Raw genomic sequence first — 24,558 nt, forward strand, 5'->3', positions numbered from 1 at the left:
CCGCCCGCCGGCCGCTACGGTGAGAGTGACCGCTGTCGTCACACCCGTGGGAGATCCGAACATGAGCCTGCCCTTCCTGTCCTCCACCCCCGTCGAGACCGCCCTGCGCGGATTCGCCGCAGCGCACCCGAACCTGGTCGCGGTGCATGAGGACCCGCTCTTCGCCACGTCCGTGCGGCGCTGCACCAGGCGCCAGGTCGGCCTGGTCTCGGGCGGCGGTTCCGGCCACGAGCCCCTGCACGCCGGCTTCCTCGGCGTGGGCATGCTGGACGCGGCGGTGCCGGGGGCCGTCTTCGCCTCCCCGCACAACACGCAGATCCACGCGGCCTCGCGCGCCGTCGCCGGCCCCGGGGGCGTCCTGCACATCGTGAAGAACTACACGGGCGACGTCATCAACTTCGCCATCGCCGCCGAGCGCTTGTCCGCGGAGGGCGTCGAGGTCGCCACGGTCCTCGTGGACGACGACGTCGCCACGGGCGGGGACGACACCGAAACCGGGCGCCGCGGCACCGGGGCGACGGTCGTCGTCGAGAAGATCCTCGGCGCCGCCGCCGACGCCGGGCTGTCCCTCGACGAACTGGCCGCGCTGGGAGCCGACGTCGCGGAGCACTCGCGCAGCGTCGCCGTCGCCGCACGCGCCCAGACCGACTTCCACACCGGCGACGACACGTTCGACCTCGATCCCGGACACCTCGAGTACGGGGTCGGCATCCACGGCGAGCGGGCGGCCGCCTCGATCGAGCGGCCGGGCTTCGACGCGCTGGTGGCGAAGATGGTCGACGAGGTCCTCGAGCAGGTGCCCGGGGACGGGGGCCTCCTGCTCTTCGTCAACGGGCTGGGCGCGACGACGCAGCTCGAGCTGCTCAACGTGTACGCGGCGGCCTCCGACCGCTTGTCCGGCGCCGGGGAAACGGTGGACGCCCGGCTGGTCGGCAACTACGTCGCCGCCCTGGATATGACCGGGTTCTCCATCACGCTGACCCGGCTGCGCCCCGAGTGGCTGCCGTACTGGGAGGCGCCGTCGATCACGCCGTCGTTCCCGGCGAGCCTGGCGGATTCCGGGGCGGCACCGGAGACCCTCGTGCGCCGGTCGGTCCCGGACGCCGAACCCGCCGCGGCGACGGCCGAATCCACGGGCGGACCCGCGGACCGCGCCCGGCCCCGGCTGCAGGACGACGTCGTCCGGCGCTTCGCCGAACTGGTCGAGGAGCACTACGAGGAGCTGACCCGGCTGGACCGGGTGTCCGGCGACGGCGACTTCGGCGACAACCTCCGCGGCGGGCTGCGTGAGGCGCTGCAGCTGATGAACCACGGACAGCCGGGACTCGCCGCCGCCGAACGCGCCTTCCTCGACGGCGTCGGCGGCACCAGCGGTCCCCTGCTGGGGCTGCTCTTCAAGTGGCTCGACCGCGCGCACCGGGACCACGACGCCGACGGCGCGGCGGCGTGGGCCCGCGGAACGGCCGAGGGCTGCGCCGCGATCCAGCGCGTCGGCGGCGCGCAACCGGGCGACCGGACGATCGTCGACGTGCTGCACCCGGCCGCGGAGGCTCTGCGGTCCGGCTTCGCCGAGGGCGCCCGCACTGCCGCCGACGCTGCGCAGGCGACCGCCGACCTGGAGGCTCGGAGAGGCCGGGCCAGCTACGTCGCCGGGCGCGGTGCGGGCGAACCGGACGCGGGGGCGACCGGCGTGGCCCTGCTGTTCCGGGCGGCCGCGGACGTGCACGCGTAGGCGGCCGGCCCGCCGCACGCGGCCCTGATCAGCACCGACTCCGCACCGAACGGCGCCGCGAGGGCGCATTCGAGCCCGGCTTTTCCTAGACTGGACCCATGTTCCGCATCAACGCCGTCTGCACGGGCAACATCTGCCGCTCCCCCATGGCCGAATACCTCCTCCGGGCCGAGCTGGCGCGGGCCGGCGTCGACGACGTCGAGGTGGTCTCGAGCGCCGTCACCGCGTGGGAGGTCGGCAACCCGATCGACGACCGCGCCCGCGACCTGCTGACCGAACGCGGCCTCGACGCGACCCGGCACGTGGCCCGCCAGTTCACGCCGGCGGACTACTCGAGAGCGGACCTCATCCTCGCCCTCGACACCGACCACTACACGCACCTGCGCCGCGGCGCGCCCGATGCCGCGGCGGAGGCGAAGGTGCGCATGCTGCGCTCGTTCGACCCCGAGGTGGCCGAGCGCGGCCCCGCCGAGCAGGGCATCTACGACCCCTGGTACGGGGACGCCGGCGACTTCGACACAACGTACGAGCTGATCGCCGCCGCTCTGGGCGGCATCGTCGAGTTCGTCCGCGACGCGCGGACCAGCGACGGCTCGCACGAATCCCAGGCCTGAGGCGACGATGCCCACCACGACGGCGCGCCACCCCGCCCACCCGCGCTCGCCGCGCTCGCCCCGCCCGGTGGTCATCGCCGTCGACGGCCGTTCCGGCGCCGGCAAGAGCACGCTCGCGCTCGAGCTCGTCACGCGCCTGCGCCGGCACCGCCCCGTCACGCTCTTCCACCTCGAGGACCTCTACCCCGGGTGGGACGGGCTCGACGACGGCGTCGAGGCCTACGCGTCCGAGGTCCTGCCCGCGCTGGCCGCCGGCCGCGACGCCGTGTGGCGCGCGTGGGACTGGGAGACCGGGTCCACGGGCCCCGAGCGCGTCAGCCGGGCCGCGGAGATCATCGTCGTCGAGGGCGTCGGGGTGGGTGCGCGGAACGCGCGGGGGCTGCTCGACGCGCTGATCTGGGTCGACGAGGACGACGACGTCCGCCGCGACCGCGCGCTCGCCCGCGACGGCGCCACCTACGAGCCATACTGGGACGCCTGGGCCGCGCAGGAGTCCCGCTGGCTCGCGACCGAGGCCGCGGCGGGGCAGGCTCCCGCCGAGGCGGCCGACGTCGTCGTCTCCCGGAGCGGGGACGGCCGCGCGGTCGACGACGCGCTCGCCGCCCTGCTGCACCTGCCGCAGCTTCACGACGCCCTCGCCGCCGAGGCTGCGGAGCGCTCGGCGCACCCGGTGGCCGTGGAGGAGATCCACCTCGGTGCCGGGGCGCTGGACGACGGCGGCCTCGAGCCCGACCTGCGCGTCCCCGCCGGGGCGGTGGTCGCCGCCGAAGTCTTCGGGCGGCTCTACCCGGGGGTGAGCCCCGAGAACGGTCCGGACGACGACCTGGCGGAGCACGCGATCCTGCTCGAGGCGTCGAACCCGGGGGCCGAGGACCCGAGCGGGCGGAACCGGTACAGCATCCTCGCCGACGCGTCGGGCGCGGAGCACCGGCAGCTCGCCGAGCACCGGCTGACGGACGCCGGAGCGCTGACGACCGTGACCACCGGGCGCGCGACGGCCCGGGTGCCCGGCCCGTTCTTCGCGTGGCTGGACCGCGCCTGGGAAACCACCGCGCCCGCGCTCACCGGCGACGGGGCCGCGTCCCTGGTCGCGAGCGGCTGCGACTTCCGGACCGGCTGGCTCGGCTGGCTCGGCTACGAGCTCAAGCGCGAATCGGGCGGCTCGACCCTGCCCTCGACCACCCCAGACGCCGCGCTCTTCCGCGCGGACCGCGCGGTCGTCGTCGACCACCACGAGCGCCGCGCCTGGGTCATCACGACCGCCCGCGGCGACGACGCGGACGCCGCGTGGAGCGAGCGGGCGCGCGAGGCGCTGCGGGTGAGCGCCGGCGTCGTGCCGCTGACGCCCACACTGGAGACCACGCCGGTCTTCGCGTGCCGCGACAGCCGCGAGCAGTACCTGTCGAAGGTGCGGGCGGCGCAGGCGCAGATCACCGAGGGCAACAGCTACGAGGTCTGCGTGACGACTGCGCTGACCACGCGCCTGCCGGCGTGGGACCCGTGGGCGGCCTACCTGCGCATGCGCGTGCAGAGCCCGGCACCGTTCGCAGTGTTCGCCCGCTTCGGGGCGGTCGCGATCGCGGGCACCTCACCCGAGCGGTTCCTGCGCATGGGCGCGGACGGCTGGATGCGCGCCGAGCCGATCAAGGGAACGCGCCGCCGCGCCGCCGACCCGACCGAGGACGCCGGGCTGAAGCAGAACCTCGCGATGAGCGCGAAGGACCGCGCCGAGAACATCATGATCGTGGACCTGCTGCGCAACGACCTCGTGAAGAACGCCGACCCGGCCACCCTGCACGTGCCGCGGCTCTGCCACATCGAGTCCTACGCGAGCGTGCACCAGATGGTCTCCACGATCGACGCGCGCCTGCGCCCGGGCGCCTCGCGCGCCGAGGCGCTCTCGGCCGCGTTCCCGCCAGGGTCGATGACGGGGGCCCCGAAGATCTCCACGATGGCGATCCTCGACGAGCTCGAAGACCGTTCCCCGCGCGGCGTGTACTCGGGGGCGATCGGCTACTTCGCGGACGGCGGGGCCGCTGACACGTCCGTCGTCATCCGCACCCTCGTCATGCAGTACGACGACGCCGGCTGCACCCTCACGCTCGGCGTCGGCGGCGCCGTGACCGCGGATTCGGTGCCCGAGGAGGAATGGGACGAGGTCCGGACCAAGGCGTTCGGGGTGCTCAGCGCGCTCGACGCCGAGTTCCCGGCCTGACGACTACTGCAGCGTCGCCGTGAGCCGGCACGCGTTGTCGACCCACTTGGACAGCCGCGGACGGTGCATCCACTCGACCAGCGTCAGCTCGCTCGAGTTCCTCCGGTACTCCGCCTGCACCCGGTCCAGCTCCTGCACGGCGTCCTCGCCGACCAGCATGAGGGAGACCTCGCGGTTGAGCGAGAACGAGCGCATGTCCATGTTGGAGGAACCGAAGACCGCGACGTCGTCGTCCACCGTGAAGCACTTGGTGTGCAGCACGATCGGCGACCGGTAGCGGAAGATCCGCACGCCCGCGACCAACAGCTGCGCGTAGTAGGACTGCTGCGCGTGGTGCACCAGGAACTGGTCGGTCTTCTCGGAGACGAACAGCTCGACGTGCACGCCCCGCTGGGCCGCCGTCGTGATCGCGTAGAGCAGCGAGTCGTCGGGGATGAAATACGGGCTGGTGATCGTCAGCTTCTCGAGCGCGCCGTAGATGAGCGTGTTGAACAGGCGCAGGTTGTTCTCCGACTCGAACCCGGGGCCGCTCGGCACGATCTGGGCCGTCACGTTGCCTGCGTCGGGGGCGACGCCGCCGCTGACGACGTCGTCGAGCAGGTCGTCGTCGCCGGCCTCCTGCGACCAGTCGGTCGCGAACACGACGTCGAGGCCCGTGACCATCGGCCCCGTCACGCGCGCCATGAGGTCCACCCACTCGCGGCCGATCTTGTGGGCCGAGGGCCGCTTGTAGCCGGGTTCGATGAGATTCTGGCTCCCCGTGAACGCGACCTCGCCGTCGACGACGACCATCTTGCGGTGGTTGCGCAGGTCCGGTCGGCGCCACTGGCGTCGCCGCGGGGAGATCGGCAGCATCGCCCGCCACTCGATCCCCGCGTCGGTCATGCGCTTGAGCAGGTCCTGGTAGCCCTTCACCCGCAGGGTCCCGAGGTGGTCGAAGAGCAGACGGACCTTCACGCCGCGGGCGACCGCCCGCTCCAGCGCGTCCAGAAACGGGCTCACGTACTCCGGGTCGTCACCGATGATGTAGAACTGCACGTGCACGTACTGGCGGGCGGAATCGACGGCTTCCGTCATCCGCTGCAACGACTCCCGGTAGTCCATGACGAACTCGAAACCATTGCCCGCATCCAGCGGGAACGCGCCGAGGCGCCGGTTGAGCGTGACCGCGGAGGCGACGGCGGGCGAGACCTGCTCCAGCGCGTCGTCGCTCTCGAGGTGCAGCGTGTAGCCGAGCACGCGCTTGTTGATCTCGAGCTGGCGCCGCACGCGCCGCTCCGAGAGCCGGAAATTCCCGAACAGCAGGAAGAGGGCCAGGCCCACCGCGGGGATGAAGAAGATCGCGAGGAGCCAGGCCATCGCCGTCGTCGGGCGCCTGTTGCCGGGCACGATCCCGAGCATGACCACGCGGATGCCCACGTCGAGGATCCACGCGAAGACGATGAGCCAGAACGGCAGCTCGCCCAGTCGCTCCAGCAGACTGACCACCCCGGCACCTCCTCGCGGTCCGCGCGGGCGCCGGCGACGTCGTCGTGCCGGTTCAACACCCTGTGACCTTTCCCCAGCCTAGTCGGAACCGGTGTCAGGCGGGTGACCGCGCGGGCGTTGCGAGTAACCTAGGCCCATGACTGTCTTGGTGTTCATCGATCCCGCGCATCCGGGCGGCCGCGTGGCCGATCCCGACGCCCCGCAGCTTTCCGTCCTCGATCCGGGCGTGACCCGCGGCGACGGCGTCTTCGAATCCGCCCTCTACACGGGCGGGAAGGTGCGAAAGCTGGAGATGCACCTCTCGCGCATGGCCGTGTCCGCGCAGGTCACCGACCTGATCATCCCGTCGGCCGGCGCGTGGCGCGCGGCGATCGCCACGGCGATCTCGCAGTACGACGCCGCCGCCTCCCCGGGTGCCGCGCCCGCCGAATCCGTGGTCAAGTTGATCGCGACCCGCGGCGCCGAATCCGCTGACGGCGTGCACGACTACGGCAGCGCGTGGGTCACCGTCTCCCCCGCCCCGGAGCTGGGCCGGCGCCAGCGCGAGACGGGCATCGACGTGCTGCTGCTGGACCGCGGCTACGACTCGACGGTCGCCGAGCGCGCCCCCTGGCTGCTGATGGGAGCGAAGACGCTCTCCTACGCGGTCAACATGGCTGCGATCCGCCACGCGAAGCGCAACGGCGCGGACGACGTCATCTTCACGTCGTCGGACGGCCGGGTTCTCGAGGGCCCGACGTCGACGGTGCTGCTCGCGACCCGCGAGCGGGACGAGGCGGGACGCGAGGTCAAGCGCCTCGTGACGCCGACGCTGGAGACCGGCATCCTGCCGGGCACCACGCAGGGCGCGATCTTCGCGGCCGCGAAGGCCGAGGGCTGGGAGCTGGGCTACGGGCCCGTCGAGCCGAAGCATCTGCGCGAGGCGGCGGGTGTCTGGCTGGTCTCGAGCGTGCGGCTGCTGACGCCCGTGAATTCGCTCGACGGCGAGGCGATCAACACCGACGCCGAGCTCACGGCCGAGCTCTCCGCGATGGTGGACTCGATCAACTGACCACCAGTTGGGCGCGCCGTCTTTCGTCGCGGTCCTGCGCGGGCCGGTTCTTCCCGGAACACCTGAATCCGCGCCGGAAAACCTCCTTCCAACCCTTCACTTCTTCGAAGAACTCTTCTAGAATAGGAGTATGACTCCAGCACTGGCATTCGACTCCGGCGCACCCGCCGACGATGCCCTGCTCGAGCGCTTGCAAAGTCTGGACGCCGAAGTCACCGGGCTCTGCGAACAACTCGCCGGTGCCGGCGATGCCGGGCTCGTGCGGGCCGCCGCGCTGATCGAGTCCGTGGGCCGGAAGATCGACGCGGCCCGGGTTCGCTCGGCCGGGGAGCTCGCCCTGCGTTCCGACAAGTCCCTCGGAGCCGACCGCCTCTCCGCCAGGCTGGGGTGCCGGAACGAGGTCGAGCTGCTGCAACGTGTCACCCGGCGCTCCCACGGTCAGCTCAAGCGGCGGATCGGGCTCGATGAGAACACCCGGCCCGCGATCGGCATCACGGGAGCCCGGATCGCCCCGCGGTTCCCCCGCATCGCCGGGGCACTGCACCGTGGCCAGATCGACCCAGAGACCGCTGACCTGGTCGCAGGCATGCTCGCCAAGGTCGCCCACCGGGCCGACCCGGCGCAACTCGTCGCGGCTGAGGCCGAACTCGTCGACGCCGCCACCGGTGCCCTCGCCTCCCGCCTCATCGCCGAGAACAACGCCGCGGGCACCGACCCAGAGCCCGCAGTAGACCCCGACAGTGCTGATCCCGCCGATGGTTCCGCCTCGGACGAAGCCGCGCAAGACGGCGAGCCGGATCCGATGCTGGCGCTGGTCTTCCCGGAGATGCGCAAGCTCGCAGCCCATTGGGAGGCGATGCTCGATCAGGACGGGCCGGTCCCGGCTGAGGACGAGGCCCAGCGTCGGCGGATGCTCACGATCGGGACAGCCAAGGACGGCCTCGTGTCGGTCCACGCCCTGCTGTTGCCCGAAACCGCCGCGCAGCTGCAAGTGCTCCTCGACGCTTACTTGAACCCCGCCACCCGCGCCAACTCCACCGGCGGCACGCCGACCGACGGCGCGGATGCGGGTGTGCCCGATTTCCTGCCCGCGGGCACGGATGCTTCCGCGGTGGAGGGAATCGGCCCCGACCAGCCGATGCTGGACGATCGGACCGCAGCGCAGAAGCGTCACGACGTGTTGACGTCCCTGCTCCAGGCAGCGGCCCGCAGCGCCGAGACCCCGAACCTCGGCGGCGACGCCGCGACCCTGCTGGTGCACGTGAACGCTCAGGATCTGGCGGACCCGGACGGGTACGCGCAGATCGAGGGCATCGACGCGCCGGTTTCGGCGCGACTCGCGCACCGAATTGCGTGCACCGGCGCGGTGCAGAAAGTCGTCTTCGACCGGGCCGGACGTATCGTCGGGTTGGGGTCCAAGGAACGAGTCTTCACGGCTCATCAGCGGCGGGCGATCACCGCCCGGGACGGCGGATGCGTCATCCCCGGCTGCATGATTCCCGCGTCGTGGTGCGAGATCCACCATGTGACGCCCTGGGCGCAGGGTGGCCCGACGCATACTGACAACGGGGCCCTGGTGTGCTTTTTCCATCACCGGTCGATCGAGGACTCCGGGTGGCAGATCCAGATGCGTTCCGGGGTCGTCTACGTGAAAGCGCCGGAGTGGATCGACCCGGAAGAGGTGTTCCGGCCCGCCCAGACCTCCCAGACTCGACGGCTCGCCGCCAGACTATTCAACGACACGGCCCTGGCCGCGCCCACCGGAAACGCGAGCAGTGACGGCAGTCTCGGTGGCGAGAAGAGATGCGACCGCGGTGGTGCGGGAGACCGCGGTGGCGGGCAAGGAGACCGCAGCGGTGGCACTCGCGGCGGCGGCGCGATTCCCATGGTGGTCGCGCGAGGCCGCGGCGAAAGTCGCATTCGTCTCAGCCGCGCCAAGAGCGGCAGGACGCCCGCCCGATCGCGCCGCACCACGTCCTCCAACCGGCCTGACAGAACTCCTCAGTTGGTCCAGACGACGTTCCACGTGCCCGCCGCGACCGCCGCGACGACGGCGGCCGCGCCGACCAGGGCGCCGGCCACCACGATGACCGCGTCCCGACGCCTGAACGTGGACTCGCGGGCCCAGGTGCGCTCGTCGCCGCCGAACCCCTTGGCCTCCATGCTGACCGCGAGCCGCGAGGCCCGCCGCAACGCCTGCACGATCAGGGCGAAGGCCTGGCCCGCATTGGCCTTGGTGCGCTGCCACGCGCTGCCGTGCGAGCCGACGCCGCGCGCGCGGCGCGCCATCGACAGCACCTGCCACTCCTCGGCCAGCAACCCGACGAGCCGCATCGCCGCCAACGCGCCGAGCACGAACCGGTGCGGCAGCCGCAGCTTCTGCGAGAGCGCGTTCGCCAGATCCGTCGGATTCGTGCTGGCAATCATCACCACCGCCGGCAGCGCCACGGCGAAAATGCGCACACCCGTCGCGAGCCCCGCCTCAAGCGACCCCGTCGAGATCGTCACGGGGCCGAACTCGACGAGCATCCGCCCGGAAGTCTCCCCCACCAGCGTGGTCCCCCACGCCGCGAACAGACCCGCCACCAGAAGCGGCCAGGCACGAAGAAGGAAATCCCGGATCCGCACCCCGGAGAGCGGCAGCAGCATGAGTGTCGCGGCGACGACGACGGCCGCGCTGACGAAGTCCATCGACACGATCAGCACGAGCGTCACGCACCCGATCGCGGCCAGCTTCGACAACGGATTCGCCCGCCCGAGGAAGCTCCGCGCCGCCCGCTGGCTCGGTTCCAGCGAGAGCCGCGGCTGCTGCGGACCCTCTGGCACGACGACGTCGCCCAGATCCCGCACGTCGATCTGCTCGGCGCCGATCGCCTGCGCGAAATGCTCGTCGTGCGTGACCGCGACGATCGACGTCCCGGCCTCCCGCTCCGCGCGCAACAGCAGGGCCAGCTCGCGCCACGTGTTCGCGTCCTGCCCGAACGTCGGTTCGTCGAGAATCAGCACGCGCGGCCGGGTCGCCAGGACGGCCGCCACGGAGAGACGCCGCTTCTCCCCGCCCGAGAGCGTGAACGGGTTGGCCTCGGCGAGCTCCGTCAACCCGAGGCGGTCGAGCAGCTCGTCGGTGCGGGCCGCGATCTCGGCCTCGTCCATGAGCGGCCGCCCGTCCTCACCGCGGGCGTGACGCTGACCGTACTCCAGTTCCTCGCGCACGCTCGGGGCCACGAACTGATGCTCCGGTTCCTGGAACACGGAGCCGATGCGGCTGACCAGGTCCGCCGCGCGCCACGCGTACGGCCGCGCGAGCGGTCCGGAGCCGCCGTCGTAGGTGAGCTCACCGCCGAACTCCGGCAGCAGGCCGCCGAGCGTCAGCGCGAGCGTCGACTTGCCAGCGCCGTTGGGCCCCGTCACGCAGACCGCGCGGCCGGCCGTCAGTTCGAGGTCGACGCCCGTGAGGTTCGGGGCGTCGTTTTTGCCGCGGCCGACGGCGAGGCCGCGGGCGGAGAGCGCCGTCGTCGTGCCCGTCGCCGGGGACACTGGCGGGAGCACGGGCACGTGGCCCGGGACCCAGACGCCCGCGGCGATGAGCCGCTCGCGCACGGGGCCGGGCGCGAAGAGCTCGTCGGGCGTACCGGCCGCGACGATGCCTCCGCCGGGTTCGAGGACGAGGACGCGGTCGACGTGCGGGGCCCACGCGGAGAGCCGGTGCTCGACGATCACGGCCGTCGCGCCGGTCTCGTCGAGCACGCGCACGACGGCGTCGCGCACCTCGAGCACGCCGTCCGGGTCGAGGTTGGCGGTGGGTTCGTCGAGCAGCAGCAGCTTCGGGGCCATCGCGAGCAGGCCCGCGAGCGCGAGCCGCTGCTTCTGGCCTCCGGAGAGCGCCGAGGTCGACGCCTGCAGGTCCACATCGAGTCCGACCGCCGCGAGGGCCGCGTCGACCCGGGGGCCGATCTGCTCGCGCGGGACCGCGTGGTTCTCGCAGCCGAAGGCGACGTCGTCTCCCACCGTCGACTGGACGACCTGCGTCTCCGGATCCTGCTGCATGAGGCCGGTGGCACCCGTCAGCTCGTGCGCGGGCACCCCGTCGATACTCAGGCTGCCGGCGGCCTCGGACTCATCGTCCTCGTGCACGACCCCCGCGAGGGCGTGCAGCAGCGTCGACTTGCCGGCCCCGGACGGGCCGACCAGCAGGACGCGCTCGCCCGGGGACACGCGCAGGTCCAGGCCGGACACGGCCGGCGTCGTGCGGTCCGCATGGCGCCAGCCCCACCCCGAGGCGACGACTTCGGCCCCGGCGACCCGGGTGCTGGGATCGACGGTTGTCACCTCAGCCCCGAACCGGTTCCTGCGCGGCCTTGCGCGAAGCGAGCGAGGACAGGGCGCCGGTGCGTGCCAGGGCGCGGGTCACAGCCCACGAGAGGAAGCCGGCGATAACCAGGCCCGAGACGACGGCGAAGCCCATGTAGGCGAACTTCATGGGCAGCGTGTAGGCCGGGTACCAGTTGACGATGAACAGGGCGTTGACGGCCGCGAACAACGCTGCGCCGAATCCGCCGAGCAGGGCGGCGGGCAGCCCGAAGCGGCGGTAGCGGAAGGCCGCGAAAGCGGCCTCAGCGCCGAGCCCCTGGACGAGTCCCGAGAGCAGCACCGTCATGCCCCAGTGCGAACCCATCAGCATTTCGACGACCGCGGCGACGATCTCGCAGTAGAGCGCGGCACCGGGCTTGCGGATGATCAGGGCGCCGAGCACGGCCGGGAACAGCCACATGCCCAGCACGAGCCCGGACGCCGGCGGGAAGCCGGCCCACAGGAACTGGATGCCTACATAGGAGAAGTTCCAGGCCCAGAAGATGACGCCGGAGACAACCGCGATGACGGAAGCGATGACGATGTCGGCGACGCTCCAGCCGGTCCGGCTGGGCTTCGTGATTGTTTTCATGATGGTCCTCCTTGGACTACAAGGAGGGGAAGACGCGTTGGACGCGTCCCAAGAGAACTCGACTCCCTTCGCCGGTACTAACCGGATCAGGTTCGAGGGTCTGCGCGTTGCGCACTCTCAGCGTTCCGCCGCGATGGCGAACGCTCCCCTGTCGTAAGTGATGTGCTGGCCAGTCTAGCGCCGCGCTATGCTGGGCGGGTAATCGCCCTGCCACGACGGGAGTAATGCACGTGAACCTGATTCTGAAGCTACTCGGGACCGCGGTTTCACTCGGCGCCGGTTTCGCCGGCTCGAAGATTGTCGACAGCGTCTGGCTCAAAGCCACCGGCCAGAAGCCGCCGAAACCCGGCGACAAGGAAGCCCAAGCGGAGTCGAGCCTGCGCCAGGCTCTCGGATTCGCCGTGACGTCGGCGATCGTGGCCGCGGTGATCCAGGTCCTGACCGAGCGCGGCACCGAGAGCGCCATCACCTACTTCAAGCGGACCGCGGACGAGGTCTAGCACGCAAGAGGGCGGCGGCCGCACACTCCGAAGACGGGCAGTGCGGCCGCCGCCCTCTTTCAGGTCTCGGGCCTTCCGGTCAGTCCTCGCGATCGGAATGCGCGGCCACGACGGCGTCGAGTTCGTCGCGCTCGAGCGTCTCGCGGTTCAGGTGCCGGGTCCGGTAGCCGGCGCGGCTGACCATGTGCGCGCTGACCGGCGCCGTGACCAGCTGCAGCAGCCACGCGAAGATCAGGATCGGAACGGTCGCCCAGCTGCCCGTCTGCAGCGCGACCGCCATCAAGAGGAGCAGCAGGCCGAGCACCTGCGGCTTGGTCGCGGCGTGCATCCGCGAGAGCAGGTCCGGGAACCGGAGCATGCCGAGCGCCGCGGCGAAGGACATCAGCGAGCCCACGACCAGGCAGATCGCCGTCGCGATGTCGCGAATCATCTCCCACATCACGAGTTCCTCCGATCGGTCACGTAGCGCGAGATCGTCACGGAGCCGATGAACCCGAGCACGCAGGCGAGCACCACGAACGCCAAGTGGTCAGTATGCCCCGCGACAGCCATGTCGATGCACAGAGCCGCGATGATGATCGCGAGCAGCACGTCCATGGCGATGGCCCGCTCCAAGATGGACGGGCCGCGCATGATGCGCACGATCACGAGCACCGTGGCGAGGCCGAGCAAGATCCCCGAGATCCAGGCGGCAACGGTCAGCATCAGGCGTCCTCCTTCTTCAATGCGTCGAGTTCTGCGCGCGTGCCCATGACCTTGATCAAACCGGCTTCGGTCGCCCGCGCCGAGGCTCGGAAGGCCTCCGCCTCCTCATCGGTATCGACATCGAGGACGTGCATGTAGAGGATCGCCGAGCGCCTGTCGACTTCCACGACGACCGAGCCCGGGATGAGCGTGAGCGTGTGCGCGACGAGGGTGACCATGAGGTCGTTGTGGCTGCGCAGCGGCACACCGACGATGGCGGAGCGGACGCGCCGCCCGCGGAAGACCGCCAGGGCGAACACGTTCATGCTGGCCACCACGACGTTGCCGAGGAAACGGACGATGAAGAGCAGGGCCTGCCAGAGGTTGAACCTGCCGGAGAGGTGCACCGGCGGCAGCCTGAACGCGGAGACGATCCCGAGGGAGATGAGGAAGCCGAAGACGAGGTTTCCGGCGCTGAAGTCGATCCACATCGCACCCCACAGCAGCGTCATGCCCACGATGAGCGGCAGCTCGACCATGAACCTGCGGCGTCGTCGCCGCAGTACGGCAGCGACGTGCCGGAGCTTGCGCCGGCGGTTGGACACGGCGGGCATCGTCATCGCCCACCTCCAACAGTCTCGGGGTTGCCGGGGTTCGGTACGTAACCGTCGAAAGCGTCGGGGCCGAGGACCGCCTCGATGTAAGGAGTGCGCTCGAACATGCTCTCCGCTGCCTGATCGGAGAACTCGAACAGCGGCCCCGCGAAGACGGTCAGGGCCACGCCGAGGAGCACGAGCGCCGCCGTCGCGCCCACCATCGTCGGCGGCAGCGTACGACGGCGGGTGGCCACCGCCGTCGTCGTGCCCTCCTCGAGGGCGTCGAGAAGCCGCGGCTCCGGGTCTTCGGCGTCGGCCGCGCGGCGCCAGAACGCCCGGTTCCAGACGCGGGCGATGGCCAGCAAGGTCAGCAGCGACGTCGCGGCGGCGCCGACGAGCAGGACCCAGGCCACCGGCGTGCCCAAGGCGACGCCGCCCTGCATGAGACCGAGTTTGCCCAGGAAGCCGGAGAACGGCGGGATGCCGGCCAGGTTCATCGCGGGCACGAAGAACAGGACGGCCAGCAGCGGCGAGAGCTTCGCGAGCGATCCCAGCCGGTCGACGTTGGAGCTGCCGGCCCGGCGTTCGATGAGGCCCGCGACGAGGAAGAGCGAGGTCTGGACGATGATGTGGTGGGCGACGTAGTAGACGGTCGCGCCGAGGGCCACCACATTGCCCACGGCGAGCCCGAAGACCATGTAGCCGATGTGGCTCGTGAGCGTGAACGAGAGCATGCGCTTGATGTCCTGCTGGGCGATGGCGCCGAGGATTCCCACGAGCATCGTCAGCAGCGCGACGAACATGAGCAGCGTGTTGATGCGCTCACCCGGGAACAGGAGCGTCTCGGTGCGCACCATCGCGTACACGCCGACCTTCGTCAGGAGGCCGGCGAACACGGCTGTCACCGGGGCCGGGGCTGTCGGGTAGGAGTCGGGCAGCCAGAAGGACAGCGGGAAGACCGCCGCCTTGACCCCGAACGCCGCCAGCAGCATCAGGTGCAGGACCATCTGCAGGCCCGGGGCGAGCTCGCCGAGCTTGAGGCCCAGGTCCGCCATGTTGACCGTTCCGGTCGCGGCGTAGATCATGCCGATCGCGATGAGGAACAGCAGCGAGGAGACCACGGAGACGACGACGTACGTGATGCCTGCGCGGATGCGCGGGGCCGTGCCGCCGAGAGTGAGCAGCACGTATGAGGCGGTCAGCAGGATCTCGAAGCCGACGTACAGGTTGAAGAGGTCGCCAGCGAGGAACGCGTTCGAGACGCCCGCCACGAGCACCAGGTAGGTGGGGTGGAAGATCGAGATCGGGCCGTCTTCGTCGCCGTCGGCCATGCCCTGCGCCGTCGCGTACACGAGCACGGCGAGCGAGACCGCAGTCGAGACCACCAGCATGAGCGCGGAGAACTCGTCGACCACCATGCTGATCCCGAACGGAGCCTCCCAGCCGCCCAGCTGGACGACCTGGGCGCCGTGCGTGGCGGCTGAGATCAGCAGGGTGATCTCGAACAGCAGGGTCAGGCTCAGCGCGGTGATCGTAATCGTGCGCTGGGCGCGGGAGTGCTGGCGGAGCACGAACGCGAGCGCGGCGCCGAAGATCGGGAGGGCGACGGCGAGCGGTGCGATGGACGCGAGGAAGGCGAGCACTGTGTGGGTCATGGGCGCGCCCCCTTCGATTCGGCGTCGTCCTGGGAGAACTCGGTGGTGTCCTCGGGGACGTCGGCGTCCTCCTCGACGTCGAAGTGACCCTGCTCGGCCACGCGGAGGTCCTCGGGGTCGTCGAGGACTTCGTCGCGCTTGGCGATGACCCAGGAGCGGTAGATCAGCGCGAGCATGAACGCGGTGACGGCGAATGTGATGACGATGGCCGTCAGGATCAGCGCCTGGGGCAACGGATCCGCATATTCCTCCGCGGGAATGTCCTTCTCGTACAGTGGCGCCAGCCCGGCCGGACCACCGGCGATCACGATGAGCAGGTTCACGGCGTTGCCGACGAGGAGGATGCCGAGCAGCACGCGAGTCAGGCTTCGTTCGAGCAGCAGGTATATGCCGGTCGCGAAGAGCACGGCCATGACCAGCAGCAGGAGCACGTTGACGCTCATCGGGTCGTCGGTATCGGCGACGTCTGCGGCCGCAGCTGCCAGCATCGCGGTCGTGGTCATCGGGACACCCCCTGGTTCGTTCCGGGCACGTCGTCGTGGCGCTCGGTGATGCCCCGACCTTCGGATCGCTCGTCGATCTCGGAGCCGAGGCTGCGGATCACGTCGAGGGCCAGTCCGAGCACGACAAGGTAGACGCCAACGTCGAAGACGGTGGAAGTCACGAACTTGTGATCGCCGAAGATCGGCAGCGTGAATTCGAATGCGGCGGATTGGAACAGCTCGCCGCCGAACGCTACGGGGGCGACGACGCTCGTCGCGGCGATCCCCAGGCCCAGCCCGAGCAGCGTGCCGGGGCTGATGGGCGTGGCCTCGGCCAGCTCGTAGCGCCCGCCCGCCAGATAGCGGATGACGAACGCGAGCCCGGCCAGCAGGCCGCCGGCGAACCCTCCTCCGGGCAGATTGTGCCCGGCCAGCAGCAGATAGACGCTGATCAGCAGCAACGAGTGGAAGAGCAGGCGCGTGACGACTTCGAAGATAATCGAGCGGCGTTCGGGGGCCAGCGTCCGCCCGGCCACGATCCAGGCCTCGCGGGCCGACTCCGCGAAGTAGCGGGCGATGGCCAGCGCGGCGGTCTTCCGCGAGGGAGAGTGGATGTGTTCGGAGCCACGGTCCACGGAGCCCGGTTCGACGTCGGCCAGGGCCCGGCCGCCGTCGCCCCGACCGCGCACGTAGATGAGGCTTGCGACGCCCGTCGCCGCGGCGACGAGGACGGTGATCTCGCCGAACGTGTCCCACGCGCGGATGTCGACCAGAATGACATTGACGATGTTGTGCCCGTTGCCGATCTCGTAGGCCATCTTCGGCAGGCTCAGCGAGATGGGGTCGGCGATCCGGCCGGCCTGCGCGGCGACGGCGATCGCGACCATGACGGCCGCGAACCCGATGCCGATGGCCGCGCGCAACCACTTCTTGTCGGTCTGGTTCGATACCCAGAGCCGCGCCGGCAGGCTGCGCAGCGCGAGCACCATGGCGACGAGCACGATCGTCTCGACGAGCAGTTGCGTGAGCGCCAGATCCGGGGCGCCGTGCAGCGCGAAGATCGTGGCCATGCCGTAGCCGGTCACGGCGACCATGAGCACCGCGAGGAATCGCTTGTTGGCCCGGACGGCGAGCAGCGCGCCGGCGATCATGCACAGGCCGATGACCAGCTGGGCCGGGCTCTCGAAGGCGAGCGCCGAGAGCGGAACCGGCTGCTCCATGAAGATCGCAGCGGCGGCGGGCGTCGCCGCGCCCACGATGAGGATGACCATGAGGTAGTGCTGCAGCGAACCGCTCTGCGTGCGGCCCGTGACCCACACGGCCAGGTTGTCGAGCCCGCCGATCGTGTAGCGGTAGAGCTTCTGCAGGTCGATCAGCGGGTAGACCTTGTCCTGGGCGCGCGCGACGGCTCCGCGGGCGGCGAACATCGCCGTCCCGACCAGCACGACGACGGCGGAGAGTCCGAGCGCGGGCGTCAGCCCGTGCCACAACGCCAAATGGATCGGCTCGGCGGAGACTCCGAAGAGGGCCGCATAAGGTGCGGCCAGCGTCTCGACGACCCCGGGAATCCAGGCGAGGACGATCGTCCCCAGCGTGAGTACGGCGGGGGCCGCGATGAACATCCAGGGCACGGGGCGGAACTCCGTGGCGGCCACCCCCGGCTTCGTGGCGAACGCGCCCCACACGAACCGGGCGCTGTAGGCGAAGGTCAGGACGGAGCCGGCCACGATCGCCACCACAACCCAGACGGCGGTTCCGATACCGAGGAAGGTCCCCTCCAGGCCGGTGCCGCCGCCCAGAAGCGACTCGAAGACGGCCTCTTTGGCAACGAACCCGTACAGCGGCGGCAGCCCGGCCATGGAGGCGGCGCCGAGGAAGCAGACGGCGAAGAGCTTGGGCGCGCTGCGGGCCAGGCCCGACAGCTTCCGCACGTCACGAGTTCCCGCTTGGTGGTCGATGATGCCGACTCCGAGGAACAGGGCCGCCTTGAACAGCGCGTGAGCCATCAGCAGGGCGATGGCCGCCAGCGCGGCGTCCGGCGTGCCGATCGAGGCCACGACGATTAGGAAGCCGAGCTGCGAGACCGTGCCGTAGGCGAGGATCAGCTTGATGTCGTGCTGGCGCAGCGCGCGCCAGCCGCCGACGAAAAGGGTCACCAGGCCAAGGGTGATGAGCGTGGGGTGCCAGAACGCCGTCGTGCTGAACCCGGGCGCGAGCCGGGCGATCAAGTAGACGCCGGCTTTCACCATGGCGGCTGCGTGCAGATAGGCGGAGACCGGAGTCGGGGCGGCCATCGCGCCGGGCAGCCAGAAGTGGAACGGGACGAGTGCGGACTTGGAGACGGCGCCGACGAGGATGAGCAGGATCGCGATGTCGACCGTAGTCCCGATCAGCTCCGGAGTACCGGCCGCGGCGGAGGCGAGGATTTCGGAGAGGCGGTAGGTTCCGGCGACCTGGCCGAGGAGAACGAGGCCCAGCAGCATCGTCAACCCGCCGAAGGTCGTCACGATCAGCGCCTGCAGAGCCGATCGACGCGCGTATATACGCGTCCTCGCATATCCGATCAGCAGATAGGACAGGACCGTCGTCAGTTCCCAGAAAATGAAGAGCAGGATTAGGTCATCGGCCGTCACGAGTCCGAACATCGAAGCCGCGAACGCGGTCAGCTGGGCGCCGAAAGGGCCGATGTTCGGGTCGTCGTTCTTGAAGTACCGGGCACAGTAGAAGAGCACGAGGGCGCCGACGCCGAGGACCAGGATTCCGAGGACGGCGGACAGCGCGTCCAGGCGGAACGCCAGCTCGACGTCGAGCGCCGGGATCCACGGGACGGTGAGCCCGGGCGGCGCCGCGGCGGCACCGGCCGGGGCCGCCTGATCGGCCGCCAGGACGGCGGGTAGCTGGAGCAGGAGCCACGCGAGGCCGGCCGCGGGAACCGCCGCGAGAACGTAGAACGTGCTGCGGCCGAGGCGCCGGAAGATGAGCGGGGCGGCAAAGGCTGCTGCGAAGAGCCCGACCGTCACGACCAGCACGCGCGCCCCCTCGAATTTAGACTCCGTCCAGTCTAACTGGAAATCCTCAACGCCCTCTGTGACGTGCGCCCATTATGCTTCGAGCATGACGACAACACGGCCGCGGCTCTTCTCGAAGCAGGTTCTCGCATGGGCGGCGTGGGACTGGGGGTCAGCCGCGATCAACGCGGTCATGACGACCTTCGTCTTCACCGTCTACCTCACGAGCTCCACGTTCGGCGACGTGGACTCCAACTCCGCCGCGCTCGGCACGGGGCTGGCGATCGCCGGCTTCGCCATCGCGCTGCTCGCGCCCGTCACGGGGCAGCGATCGGACGCCGGCGGGCGTCGGCGTTTCTGGCTCGGCGTGAACTCGGTCCTGGTCGCCCTGACGACGGCGGCGTGTTTCTTCGTCTACCCGGAACCGGGCTTCCTGATCTTCGGCATCACCCTGATCGCCCTCTCGAGCGTGTTCGCGGAGTTCGCGACAGTGAATTATTACGCAATGCTCCCGCAGATTTCGACGCCGGCCACGATCGGCCGCGTTTCCGGATTCGGCTGGTCGATGGGCTACCTCGGCGGCATCCTCGCCCTGGCGATCGTGCTCTTCGGCTTCGTCCAGCCGGTCTTCGACTGGCCCGGGGCCAATGAGGATGCGGCCCTGAACCTCCGCCTCGTCGCCGTCTTCTCTGCCGTCTGGTTCTTCGCGTTCGCCCTGCCGGTGCTCTTCGCGGTGTCGGAGAACAAACGCACCGTCGCGGTCGAGAAGGTCAGCATCGCCGAGAGCTACCGGCAACTGGGCCGGACCATCGTGCGCCTGTACCTCACGAGCCGCCACACGCTGTACTTCCTGCTCGCCTCCGCCGTCTTCCGCGACGGACTCGCGGCCGTGTTCACGTTCGGCGGCATCGTGGCAGCCGGGACCTTCGGCTTCACAACGTCCGAGGTGATCGTCTTCGCGATCGTCGGCAACGTCGTCGCGGCGCTCGGCTCGCTCATCGGCGGGGTGCTCGATGACCGGGTGGGCCCCAAGGCCGTGATCGTCACCGCGCTGCTGGGCCTGCTCGTCTCCGGTCTGGGCGTGTTCTTCTCGCCGGTGCTCTTCGCGGCTCCGGCGACCGGGTTCTGGATCTTCGGGCTGGGCCTGACGTTCTTCGTCGGTCCGGCCCAGTCCTCCTCCCGCGCGTACATCGCCCGCATGGCCGAGGACGGCCGTGAAGGCGAGATCTTCGGCCTCTATGCGACGACGGGCCGGGCGGTGAGCTTCCTCGCGCCGACGCTCTTCTCGGCCTCCGTGGCGCTGGCGATCCCGTTCGTCGCCACGGGTGAGGCCCAGCGCTTCGGCATCCTCGGGATCCTCGTCGTGCTGCTTGCCGGCTTGCTGCTGCTGCTTCCGGTCCGCAAGCCGACGGCGGTGGCTACAGATACCGGTCCCGCCGCGCGTTAGCGCGTGATGTCGGTGCGGTGGAAGTTCTGGAAGCTGCGCGAGGCGGTCGGACCGCGCTGGCCCTGGTAGCGGTTGCCGTAGGCCCCTGAACCGTAGGGGTGCTCGGCCGGCGACGTGAGCCGGAAGAAGCACAGCTGCCCGATCTTCGACCCCGGCCACAGCTTGATCGGCAGCGTCGCCATGTTGGAGAGCTCGAGGGTGACGTGTCCCGTGAAGCCCGGGTCGATGAAGCCGGCGGTGGAGTGCGTGAGCAGCCCCAGGCGGCCGAGCGACGACTTGCCCTCGAGGCGCGCGGCGACGTCGTTCGGCAGCGACACCTGCTCGTAGGTCGCCCCGAGCACGAACTCCCCCGGGTGCAGGATGAACGCCTCGTCGGAGTCGACCTCGACGAGGCGCGTGAGTTCGGGCTGGTCGGCGGCCGGGTCGATGTGGGCGTACTTGTGGTTGTCGAACAGCCGGAAGAAGCGGTCCAGGCGCACGTCGACGCTGGACGGCTGGATCATGGACGGTTCATACGGGTCCAGCCCGATGCGTCCGGAGTCGAGTTCGGAGCGGATATCGCGATCAGAGAGCAGCACCCGTACAAAATATCGCACCATCGCCCTCGCCCGGGCCTTTGCCTTGAGTCGAGTCACATCCCTATCGCCCGGCCCGAGTGGCCGACTATGCTTGGCACGACATGATCGATGGACGCGACGCCCCCAACCGCAGGCGTGTGCGCGGGTGGCTGGCGCCCGCTGCCGCGCTTTTCCTTGCGTGCGCCCTCGCCGCCGCGCCGGCGGCGCAGGCCACCGGGCCCGGCGACGCACCTCCCGCCGCGGCACCTTCGGTGGACGAGCTTCGGGACCCGGCCTCGACCGCGGTGCTCGTGAACGCCTCGCGCCCCCTCGACCCTGTGGACCACGTGCCCAACCACCTGGAGCCCGTGACCGGCTCGGGGCACGAGCTGGTGCCCGAAGCTGCTGCCGCCACACGCGAACTCATCGAGGCCGCCGCCTCGGCGGGCCACTTCCTCGCCGTCGAGAGCGGCTACCGCTCCTACACGCGGCAAGCTGAACTCTTCGACCAATACTCCGCCCGTTACGGCGAAGCTTACGCGTCCCGAATCTCGGCTGAGCCCGGGACCAGCGAACACCAGCTCGGGCTGGCGGTCGACCTCGGCCTGACGAGTGGTCTCTGCTCCCTGCAGGCCTGTTTCGGCGACACTGAAGCCGGACAATGGATCGCCGAGCACGCCGGGGAGTACGGGTTCATCATCCGGTACCCCGAGGGATCCGAGGAGCTGACGGGGTACTCGTACGAGCCATGGCATCTGCGCTACCTCGGCGAGGCGACCACTGCCGATTTCGCCGCATCGAAGGCGGGCACCTACGAGGAGTACGTGGACGCGCTCGAGGCCGCCGCCGACGTCGTCGCCGAACCGCTGGACGACCTGCCGCCCGAGGGGTCGGCCCTCGGCCCGCTGCGCATCGACGTCAGCGACGGATTGTTCCGGCTCTCGGACTGGCGCGAGTTCGAGTAGCCCTCAGGCGCCGATCTCGGTGCGGACGGCCAGCAGCTCGGGGAAGAACGTGAGCTCGAGGGCACGCTTCAGGAAGCCGACTCCGGACGACCCGCCCGTGCCGCGCTTGAAACCGATCGTGCGCTCAACCGTCTTCATGTGGCGGAAGCGCCAGAACTGGAAATTCTCCTCGAGGTCGACGAGCTCCTCGCACGCCTCGTAGAGGTCCCAGTGCTCGGCCGCGTTCTCGTAGATCTCCTTGTAGACCGCCACGAGCGGTTCGGAGAAGACATGCGCCTGCGTGACATCCCGCTCGAGCAGGTCCGCCGGCACGTCGAATCCCCGGCGGGCTAGCAGGCGGACGAACTCATCGTAGATGCTCGGCTCGTTGAGCAGGCCGGTCAGGAGCTCGCTGGCCTCCGGGTCCGACGCGAAGACCTTGACCATGCCCGCGTTCTTGTTGCCGAGCAGGAACTCGACCGCGCGGTACTGATAGGACTGGAAACCGCTCGAGGCGCCGAGGTCGCCACGGAACTCGGCGTACTCGCTTGGTGTCAGCGTCGCGAGCACGCTCCACTGCTCCGTCAGGGAGCGCTGGATGTGCTTGACCCGCGCGATGTGCTTGAGTGCGAACCGCAGGTCGTCCTCGCGCAGACGCCTCACAATAGCTTTGAGCTCGTGCAGCATCAGCTTGAGCCAGAGCTCGGACGTCTGGTGCTGGATGATGAACAGCATCTCGTCGTGGTGCTCGGGGCGGCTCACGGGGTGCTGCGAATTCAGCAGCGTGTCCAAACCCAGATATGAGCCGTAGCTCATCTTGTCGCGGAAGTCGGTCTCGATCTCCGCCTCGAGGGCGCGCGTGTTCTTGTCGACAGTCACTGGTGAAGCCTACTTGCCCGCGCGCACGGGGATTCCCGTGAAGGTCGGCTTCATGGTCGCGGCGAAGAAGTCCTCACCCTTGTCGTCTACGACGATGAACGCCGGGAAGTCCTCGACTTCGATCCGCCAGACGGCCTCCATGCCGAGCTCCTCGTACTCGAGCACCTCGACCTTCTTGATGCAGTCGAGGGCCAGACGCGCGGCCGGGCCGCCGATCGAACCGAGGTAGAAGCCGCCGTGCGCCTCGCAGGCCGCGGTGACCTGGCCGGAGCGGTTGCCCTTGGCCAGCATGACCTTCGAACCTCCAGCAGCCTGGAACTGGTCGACGTAGGAGTCCATACGCCCTGCCGTCGTCGGGCCGAACGAGCCGGAAGCCATGCCGTCCGGGGTCTTGGCCGGTCCCGCGTAGTAGACCGGGTGGTCCTTCATGTACTGCGGCATCTCCTCGCCGGCGTCGAGGCGCTCCTTGATCTTGGCGTGCGCGATGTCGCGGGCGACGACGAGCGGGCCGCTCAGGGACAGGCGGGTCTTGACCGGGTGCTTGGTCAGCTCGGCGAGGATCTCGTCCATCGGACGGTTCAGGTCGATCTTCACCACGGAGCTGCCGCCCGTGCCGGTCACACCCTCGGTGTCCTCGTCGTGCGCGGCGACGGCCGGGTGCGACTCGTCCGGCATGAAGCGGACCGGGTCCGTCTCGAGCTGCTCGATGAACACGCCGTCCGCGGTGATCTTCGCCAGGAGCTGGCGGTCGGCGGAGCAGGAGACGGCGATCGCGACGGGCAGCGAGGCACCGTGGCGGGGCAGCCGGACGACGCGCACGTCGTGGCAGAAGTACTTGCCGCCGAACTGGGCGCCGATGCCGAAGTCGCGGGTCAGCTGGTGCACCTTCTCCTCGAGCTCGATGTCTCGGAATCCGCGACCCGTGATCGCGCCCTCGGTCGGGAGGGTGTCCAAGTACTTCGCCGACGCGTACTTCGCGGTCTTCATCGCGAACTCGGCGCTCGTGCCGCCGATGACGATCGCCAGGTGGTACGGCGGGCAGGCCGCCGTGCCGAGCGAGCGCAGCTTCTCGTCCAGGAACTTCAGCATGGCGTTCTCGTTCAGGATCGCCTTCGTCTCCTGATACAGAAACGACTTGTTGGCCGAGCCGCCGCCCTTGGCCATGAAGAGGAACTTGTACTGGTTCTCGTGCCCCTCCTCGGTATCGGAGTAGATCTCGACCTGGGCGGGCAGGTTGTTGCCGGTCTGCTTCTCCTCCCACGTCGTCAGGGGCGCGAGCTGCGAGTAGCGCAGGTTCAGCTGGGTGTAGGCGTCGTAGATGCCCTTCGACAGGGCCTTCTCGTCCGGCCCCTCGGTGAGCACGTGCTGGCCGCGCTTGCCCATGACGATTGCGGTTCCGGTGTCCTGGCACATGGGCAGAATTCCGCCGGCAGCGATATTGGCGTTCTTCAGCAGGTCGAGCGCGACGAATTTGTCGTTCGGGCTGGCCTCTTCGTCGTCGAGGATATTGCGCAGCTGCTGCAGGTGCGCCGGGCGCAGGTAGTGAGAGATGTCGTGCAGGGCGGTCCGCGCCAGCTCCTGCAACACGTGCGGCTCCACCTCCAGGAACTTCCGGCCGCCCGGCCCATCCGCGGTGCGGACCCCCTCGGTGGTCAGCAGGCGGTACGGCGTCTCGTCGGCGCCGATCGGCAGCAGGTCCTCATAGCGGAATTCGGTCATCATGCTTCCTTGCGAATGCTTGGCGGTGGCGGCCCGGCACTGGGC

The 24,558-nt window shown here is 69.9% G+C and carries 19 protein-coding genes, 1 pseudogene and 1 riboswitch; of the genes and pseudogenes, 8 read left to right on the forward strand and 12 right to left on the reverse strand.

Translation table 11 applies throughout. The annotated features are described in order from the left end of the window. Positions 1-61 precede the first annotated feature (61 nt). From EV380_RS09985 to EV380_RS09995, 3 genes are all read left to right on the forward strand, one after another. Entirely contained in the window at positions 62-1,732 is a 1,671-nt protein-coding gene (locus EV380_RS09985; RefSeq protein ID WP_130451028.1) for a dihydroxyacetone kinase subunit DhaK, read from the forward strand. 98 nt (positions 1,733-1,830) lie between these two features. Further along, complete coding sequence (locus tag EV380_RS09990; RefSeq protein WP_130451029.1) at positions 1,831-2,346, forward strand: low molecular weight protein-tyrosine-phosphatase; 516 nt, start codon at positions 1,831-1,833, stop codon at positions 2,344-2,346. 7 nt (positions 2,347-2,353) lie between these two features. Continuing rightward, positions 2,354-4,561, forward strand: coding sequence for a chorismate-binding protein (locus EV380_RS09995; RefSeq protein ID WP_130451030.1), 2,208 nt, complete (start codon positions 2,354-2,356; stop codon positions 4,559-4,561). Between the two features lie 3 nt (positions 4,562-4,564). Here EV380_RS09995 and cls read toward each other — a convergent pair whose 3' ends face one another. Continuing rightward, entirely contained in the window at positions 4,565-5,962 is a 1,398-nt protein-coding gene (cls, locus tag EV380_RS10000) for a cardiolipin synthase (protein WP_242607731.1), read from the reverse strand. Positions 5,963-6,185: 223 nt separating this feature from the next. Here cls and EV380_RS10005 point away from each other — a divergent pair, with 223 nt between their 5' ends. Both EV380_RS10005 and EV380_RS17035 read left to right on the forward strand, forming a co-directional pair. Further along, positions 6,186-7,100, forward strand: a complete 915-nt coding sequence (locus EV380_RS10005; protein WP_130451031.1) for an aminodeoxychorismate lyase — start codon at positions 6,186-6,188, stop codon at positions 7,098-7,100. 130 nt (positions 7,101-7,230) lie between these two features. Beyond that, a pseudogene (locus EV380_RS17035) lies at positions 7,231-8,508 on the forward strand (DUF222 domain-containing protein); the annotation flags it as partial. Positions 8,509-9,101: 593 nt separating this feature from the next. Here the strand turns inward: EV380_RS17035 and EV380_RS10015 are convergent. Next, the gene (locus tag EV380_RS10015) at positions 9,102-11,429 is read right to left on the reverse strand and encodes an ATP-binding cassette domain-containing protein (protein WP_130451032.1); all 2,328 of its coding nucleotides are present in this window, start codon (positions 11,427-11,429) and stop codon (positions 9,102-9,104) included. A 1-nt stretch (position 11,430) separates the two neighbouring features. Beyond that, positions 11,431-12,042, reverse strand: a complete 612-nt coding sequence (locus EV380_RS10020; RefSeq protein ID WP_130451033.1) for an ECF transporter S component — start codon at positions 12,040-12,042, stop codon at positions 11,431-11,433. Positions 12,043-12,088: 46 nt separating this feature from the next. Continuing rightward, a riboswitch (TPP riboswitch) is annotated at positions 12,089-12,202 on the reverse strand. A 70-nt stretch (positions 12,203-12,272) separates the two neighbouring features. Here EV380_RS10020 and EV380_RS10025 point away from each other — a divergent pair. Further along, positions 12,273-12,542 carry a DUF4235 domain-containing protein gene (locus tag EV380_RS10025; RefSeq protein ID WP_102160029.1) on the forward strand — a complete coding sequence of 90 codons (270 nt, stop codon included), beginning with the start codon at positions 12,273-12,275 and terminating at the stop codon, positions 12,540-12,542. 79 nt (positions 12,543-12,621) lie between these two features. Here EV380_RS10025 and mnhG read toward each other — a convergent pair whose 3' ends face one another. The 6 genes from mnhG to EV380_RS10055 are packed head-to-tail and all read right to left on the reverse strand — an operon-like array spanning position 12,622 to position 18,988. After that, positions 12,622-12,981: a monovalent cation/H(+) antiporter subunit G gene (gene mnhG / locus EV380_RS10030; RefSeq protein ID WP_130451034.1), complete on the reverse strand. Its 360-nt coding sequence runs from the start codon at positions 12,979-12,981 to the stop codon at positions 12,622-12,624. Continuing rightward, complete coding sequence (locus tag EV380_RS10035; protein WP_130451035.1) at positions 12,981-13,247, reverse strand: MrpF/PhaF family protein; 267 nt, start codon at positions 13,245-13,247, stop codon at positions 12,981-12,983. Before EV380_RS10035 ends, mnhG begins: the two co-directional genes overlap by 1 nt. Further along, positions 13,247-13,846, reverse strand: a complete 600-nt coding sequence (locus EV380_RS10040; RefSeq protein WP_242607575.1) for a Na+/H+ antiporter subunit E — start codon at positions 13,844-13,846, stop codon at positions 13,247-13,249. The genes EV380_RS10035 and EV380_RS10040 overlap by 1 nt, the downstream gene beginning before the upstream one ends. Continuing rightward, entirely contained in the window at positions 13,843-15,477 is a 1,635-nt protein-coding gene (locus EV380_RS10045; RefSeq protein WP_130451036.1) for a Na+/H+ antiporter subunit D, read from the reverse strand. Before EV380_RS10045 ends, EV380_RS10040 begins: the two co-directional genes overlap by 4 nt. Beyond that, the gene (locus tag EV380_RS10050) at positions 15,474-15,920 is read right to left on the reverse strand and encodes a Na(+)/H(+) antiporter subunit C (protein WP_130452178.1); all 447 of its coding nucleotides are present in this window, start codon (positions 15,918-15,920) and stop codon (positions 15,474-15,476) included. Before EV380_RS10050 ends, EV380_RS10045 begins: the two co-directional genes overlap by 4 nt. Before the next feature lie 56 nt (positions 15,921-15,976). Beyond that, complete coding sequence (locus EV380_RS10055) at positions 15,977-18,988, reverse strand: Na+/H+ antiporter subunit A (protein WP_130451037.1); 3,012 nt, start codon at positions 18,986-18,988, stop codon at positions 15,977-15,979. A gap of 85 nt (positions 18,989-19,073) precedes the next feature. Here EV380_RS10055 and EV380_RS10060 point away from each other — a divergent pair, with 85 nt between their 5' ends. Then, complete coding sequence (locus tag EV380_RS10060) at positions 19,074-20,414, forward strand: MFS transporter (RefSeq protein WP_207219387.1); 1,341 nt, start codon at positions 19,074-19,076, stop codon at positions 20,412-20,414. Here the strand turns inward: EV380_RS10060 and dcd are convergent. Beyond that, entirely contained in the window at positions 20,411-20,992 is a 582-nt protein-coding gene (dcd, locus tag EV380_RS10065; protein ID WP_130451039.1) for a dCTP deaminase, read from the reverse strand. The genes EV380_RS10060 and dcd overlap by 4 nt on opposite strands. A gap of 101 nt (positions 20,993-21,093) precedes the next feature. Between dcd and EV380_RS10070 the strand changes: the two genes are divergently transcribed. Next, a complete protein-coding gene (locus tag EV380_RS10070) occupies positions 21,094-21,936 on the forward strand; it encodes a M15 family metallopeptidase (RefSeq protein WP_130451040.1) in 843 nt (280 codons plus the stop codon). A 3-nt stretch (positions 21,937-21,939) separates the two neighbouring features. On the opposite strand, the gene kynA is transcribed toward EV380_RS10070, so the two are convergent. After that, complete coding sequence (kynA, locus tag EV380_RS10075; protein ID WP_207219389.1) at positions 21,940-22,794, reverse strand: tryptophan 2,3-dioxygenase; 855 nt, start codon at positions 22,792-22,794, stop codon at positions 21,940-21,942. 9 nt (positions 22,795-22,803) lie between these two features. After that, positions 22,804-24,513 (reverse strand): fumarate hydratase, encoded by a 1,710-nt coding sequence (locus tag EV380_RS10080; RefSeq protein WP_130452179.1) that lies wholly within the window; start codon positions 24,511-24,513, stop codon positions 22,804-22,806. Between the last annotated feature and the right edge of the window lie 45 nt (positions 24,514-24,558).

This window comes from Zhihengliuella halotolerans (genome assembly GCF_004217565.1).
GTDB lineage: Bacteria > Actinomycetota > Actinomycetes > Actinomycetales > Micrococcaceae > Zhihengliuella > Zhihengliuella halotolerans.

Excerpts from the sequence above, each read along its gene's own strand:
- EV380_RS09985 (WP_130451028.1), top strand. The coding sequence starts at position 62 with ATGAGCCTGCCCTTCCTGTCCTCCACCCCCGTCGAGACCGCCCTGCGC.
- EV380_RS09990 (WP_130451029.1), top strand. The coding sequence starts at position 1,831 with ATGTTCCGCATCAACGCCGTCTGCACGGGCAACATCTGCCGCTCCCCC.
- EV380_RS09995 (WP_130451030.1), top strand. The coding sequence starts at position 2,354 with ATGCCCACCACGACGGCGCGCCACCCCGCCCACCCGCGCTCGCCGCGC.
- cls (WP_242607731.1), bottom strand. The coding sequence starts at position 5,962 with ATGCTCGGGATCGTGCCCGGCAACAGGCGCCCGACGACGGCGATGGCC.
- EV380_RS10005 (WP_130451031.1), top strand. The coding sequence starts at position 6,186 with ATGACTGTCTTGGTGTTCATCGATCCCGCGCATCCGGGCGGCCGCGTG.
- EV380_RS10020 (WP_130451033.1), bottom strand. The coding sequence starts at position 12,042 with ATGAAAACAATCACGAAGCCCAGCCGGACCGGCTGGAGCGTCGCCGAC.
- mnhG (WP_130451034.1), bottom strand. The coding sequence starts at position 12,981 with ATGTGGGAGATGATTCGCGACATCGCGACGGCGATCTGCCTGGTCGTG.
- EV380_RS10035 (WP_130451035.1), bottom strand. The coding sequence starts at position 13,247 with ATGCTGACCGTTGCCGCCTGGATCTCGGGGATCTTGCTCGGCCTCGCC.
- EV380_RS10040 (WP_242607575.1), bottom strand. The coding sequence starts at position 13,846 with ATGACGATGCCCGCCGTGTCCAACCGCCGGCGCAAGCTCCGGCACGTC.
- EV380_RS10045 (WP_130451036.1), bottom strand. The coding sequence starts at position 15,477 with ATGACCCACACAGTGCTCGCCTTCCTCGCGTCCATCGCACCGCTCGCC.
- EV380_RS10050 (WP_130452178.1), bottom strand. The coding sequence starts at position 15,920 with ATGAGCGTCAACGTGCTCCTGCTGCTGGTCATGGCCGTGCTCTTCGCG.
- EV380_RS10060 (WP_207219387.1), top strand. The coding sequence starts at position 19,074 with ATGACGACAACACGGCCGCGGCTCTTCTCGAAGCAGGTTCTCGCATGG.
- EV380_RS10070 (WP_130451040.1), top strand. The coding sequence starts at position 21,094 with ATGATCGATGGACGCGACGCCCCCAACCGCAGGCGTGTGCGCGGGTGG.
- EV380_RS10080 (WP_130452179.1), bottom strand. The coding sequence starts at position 24,513 with ATGACCGAATTCCGCTATGAGGACCTGCTGCCGATCGGCGCCGACGAG.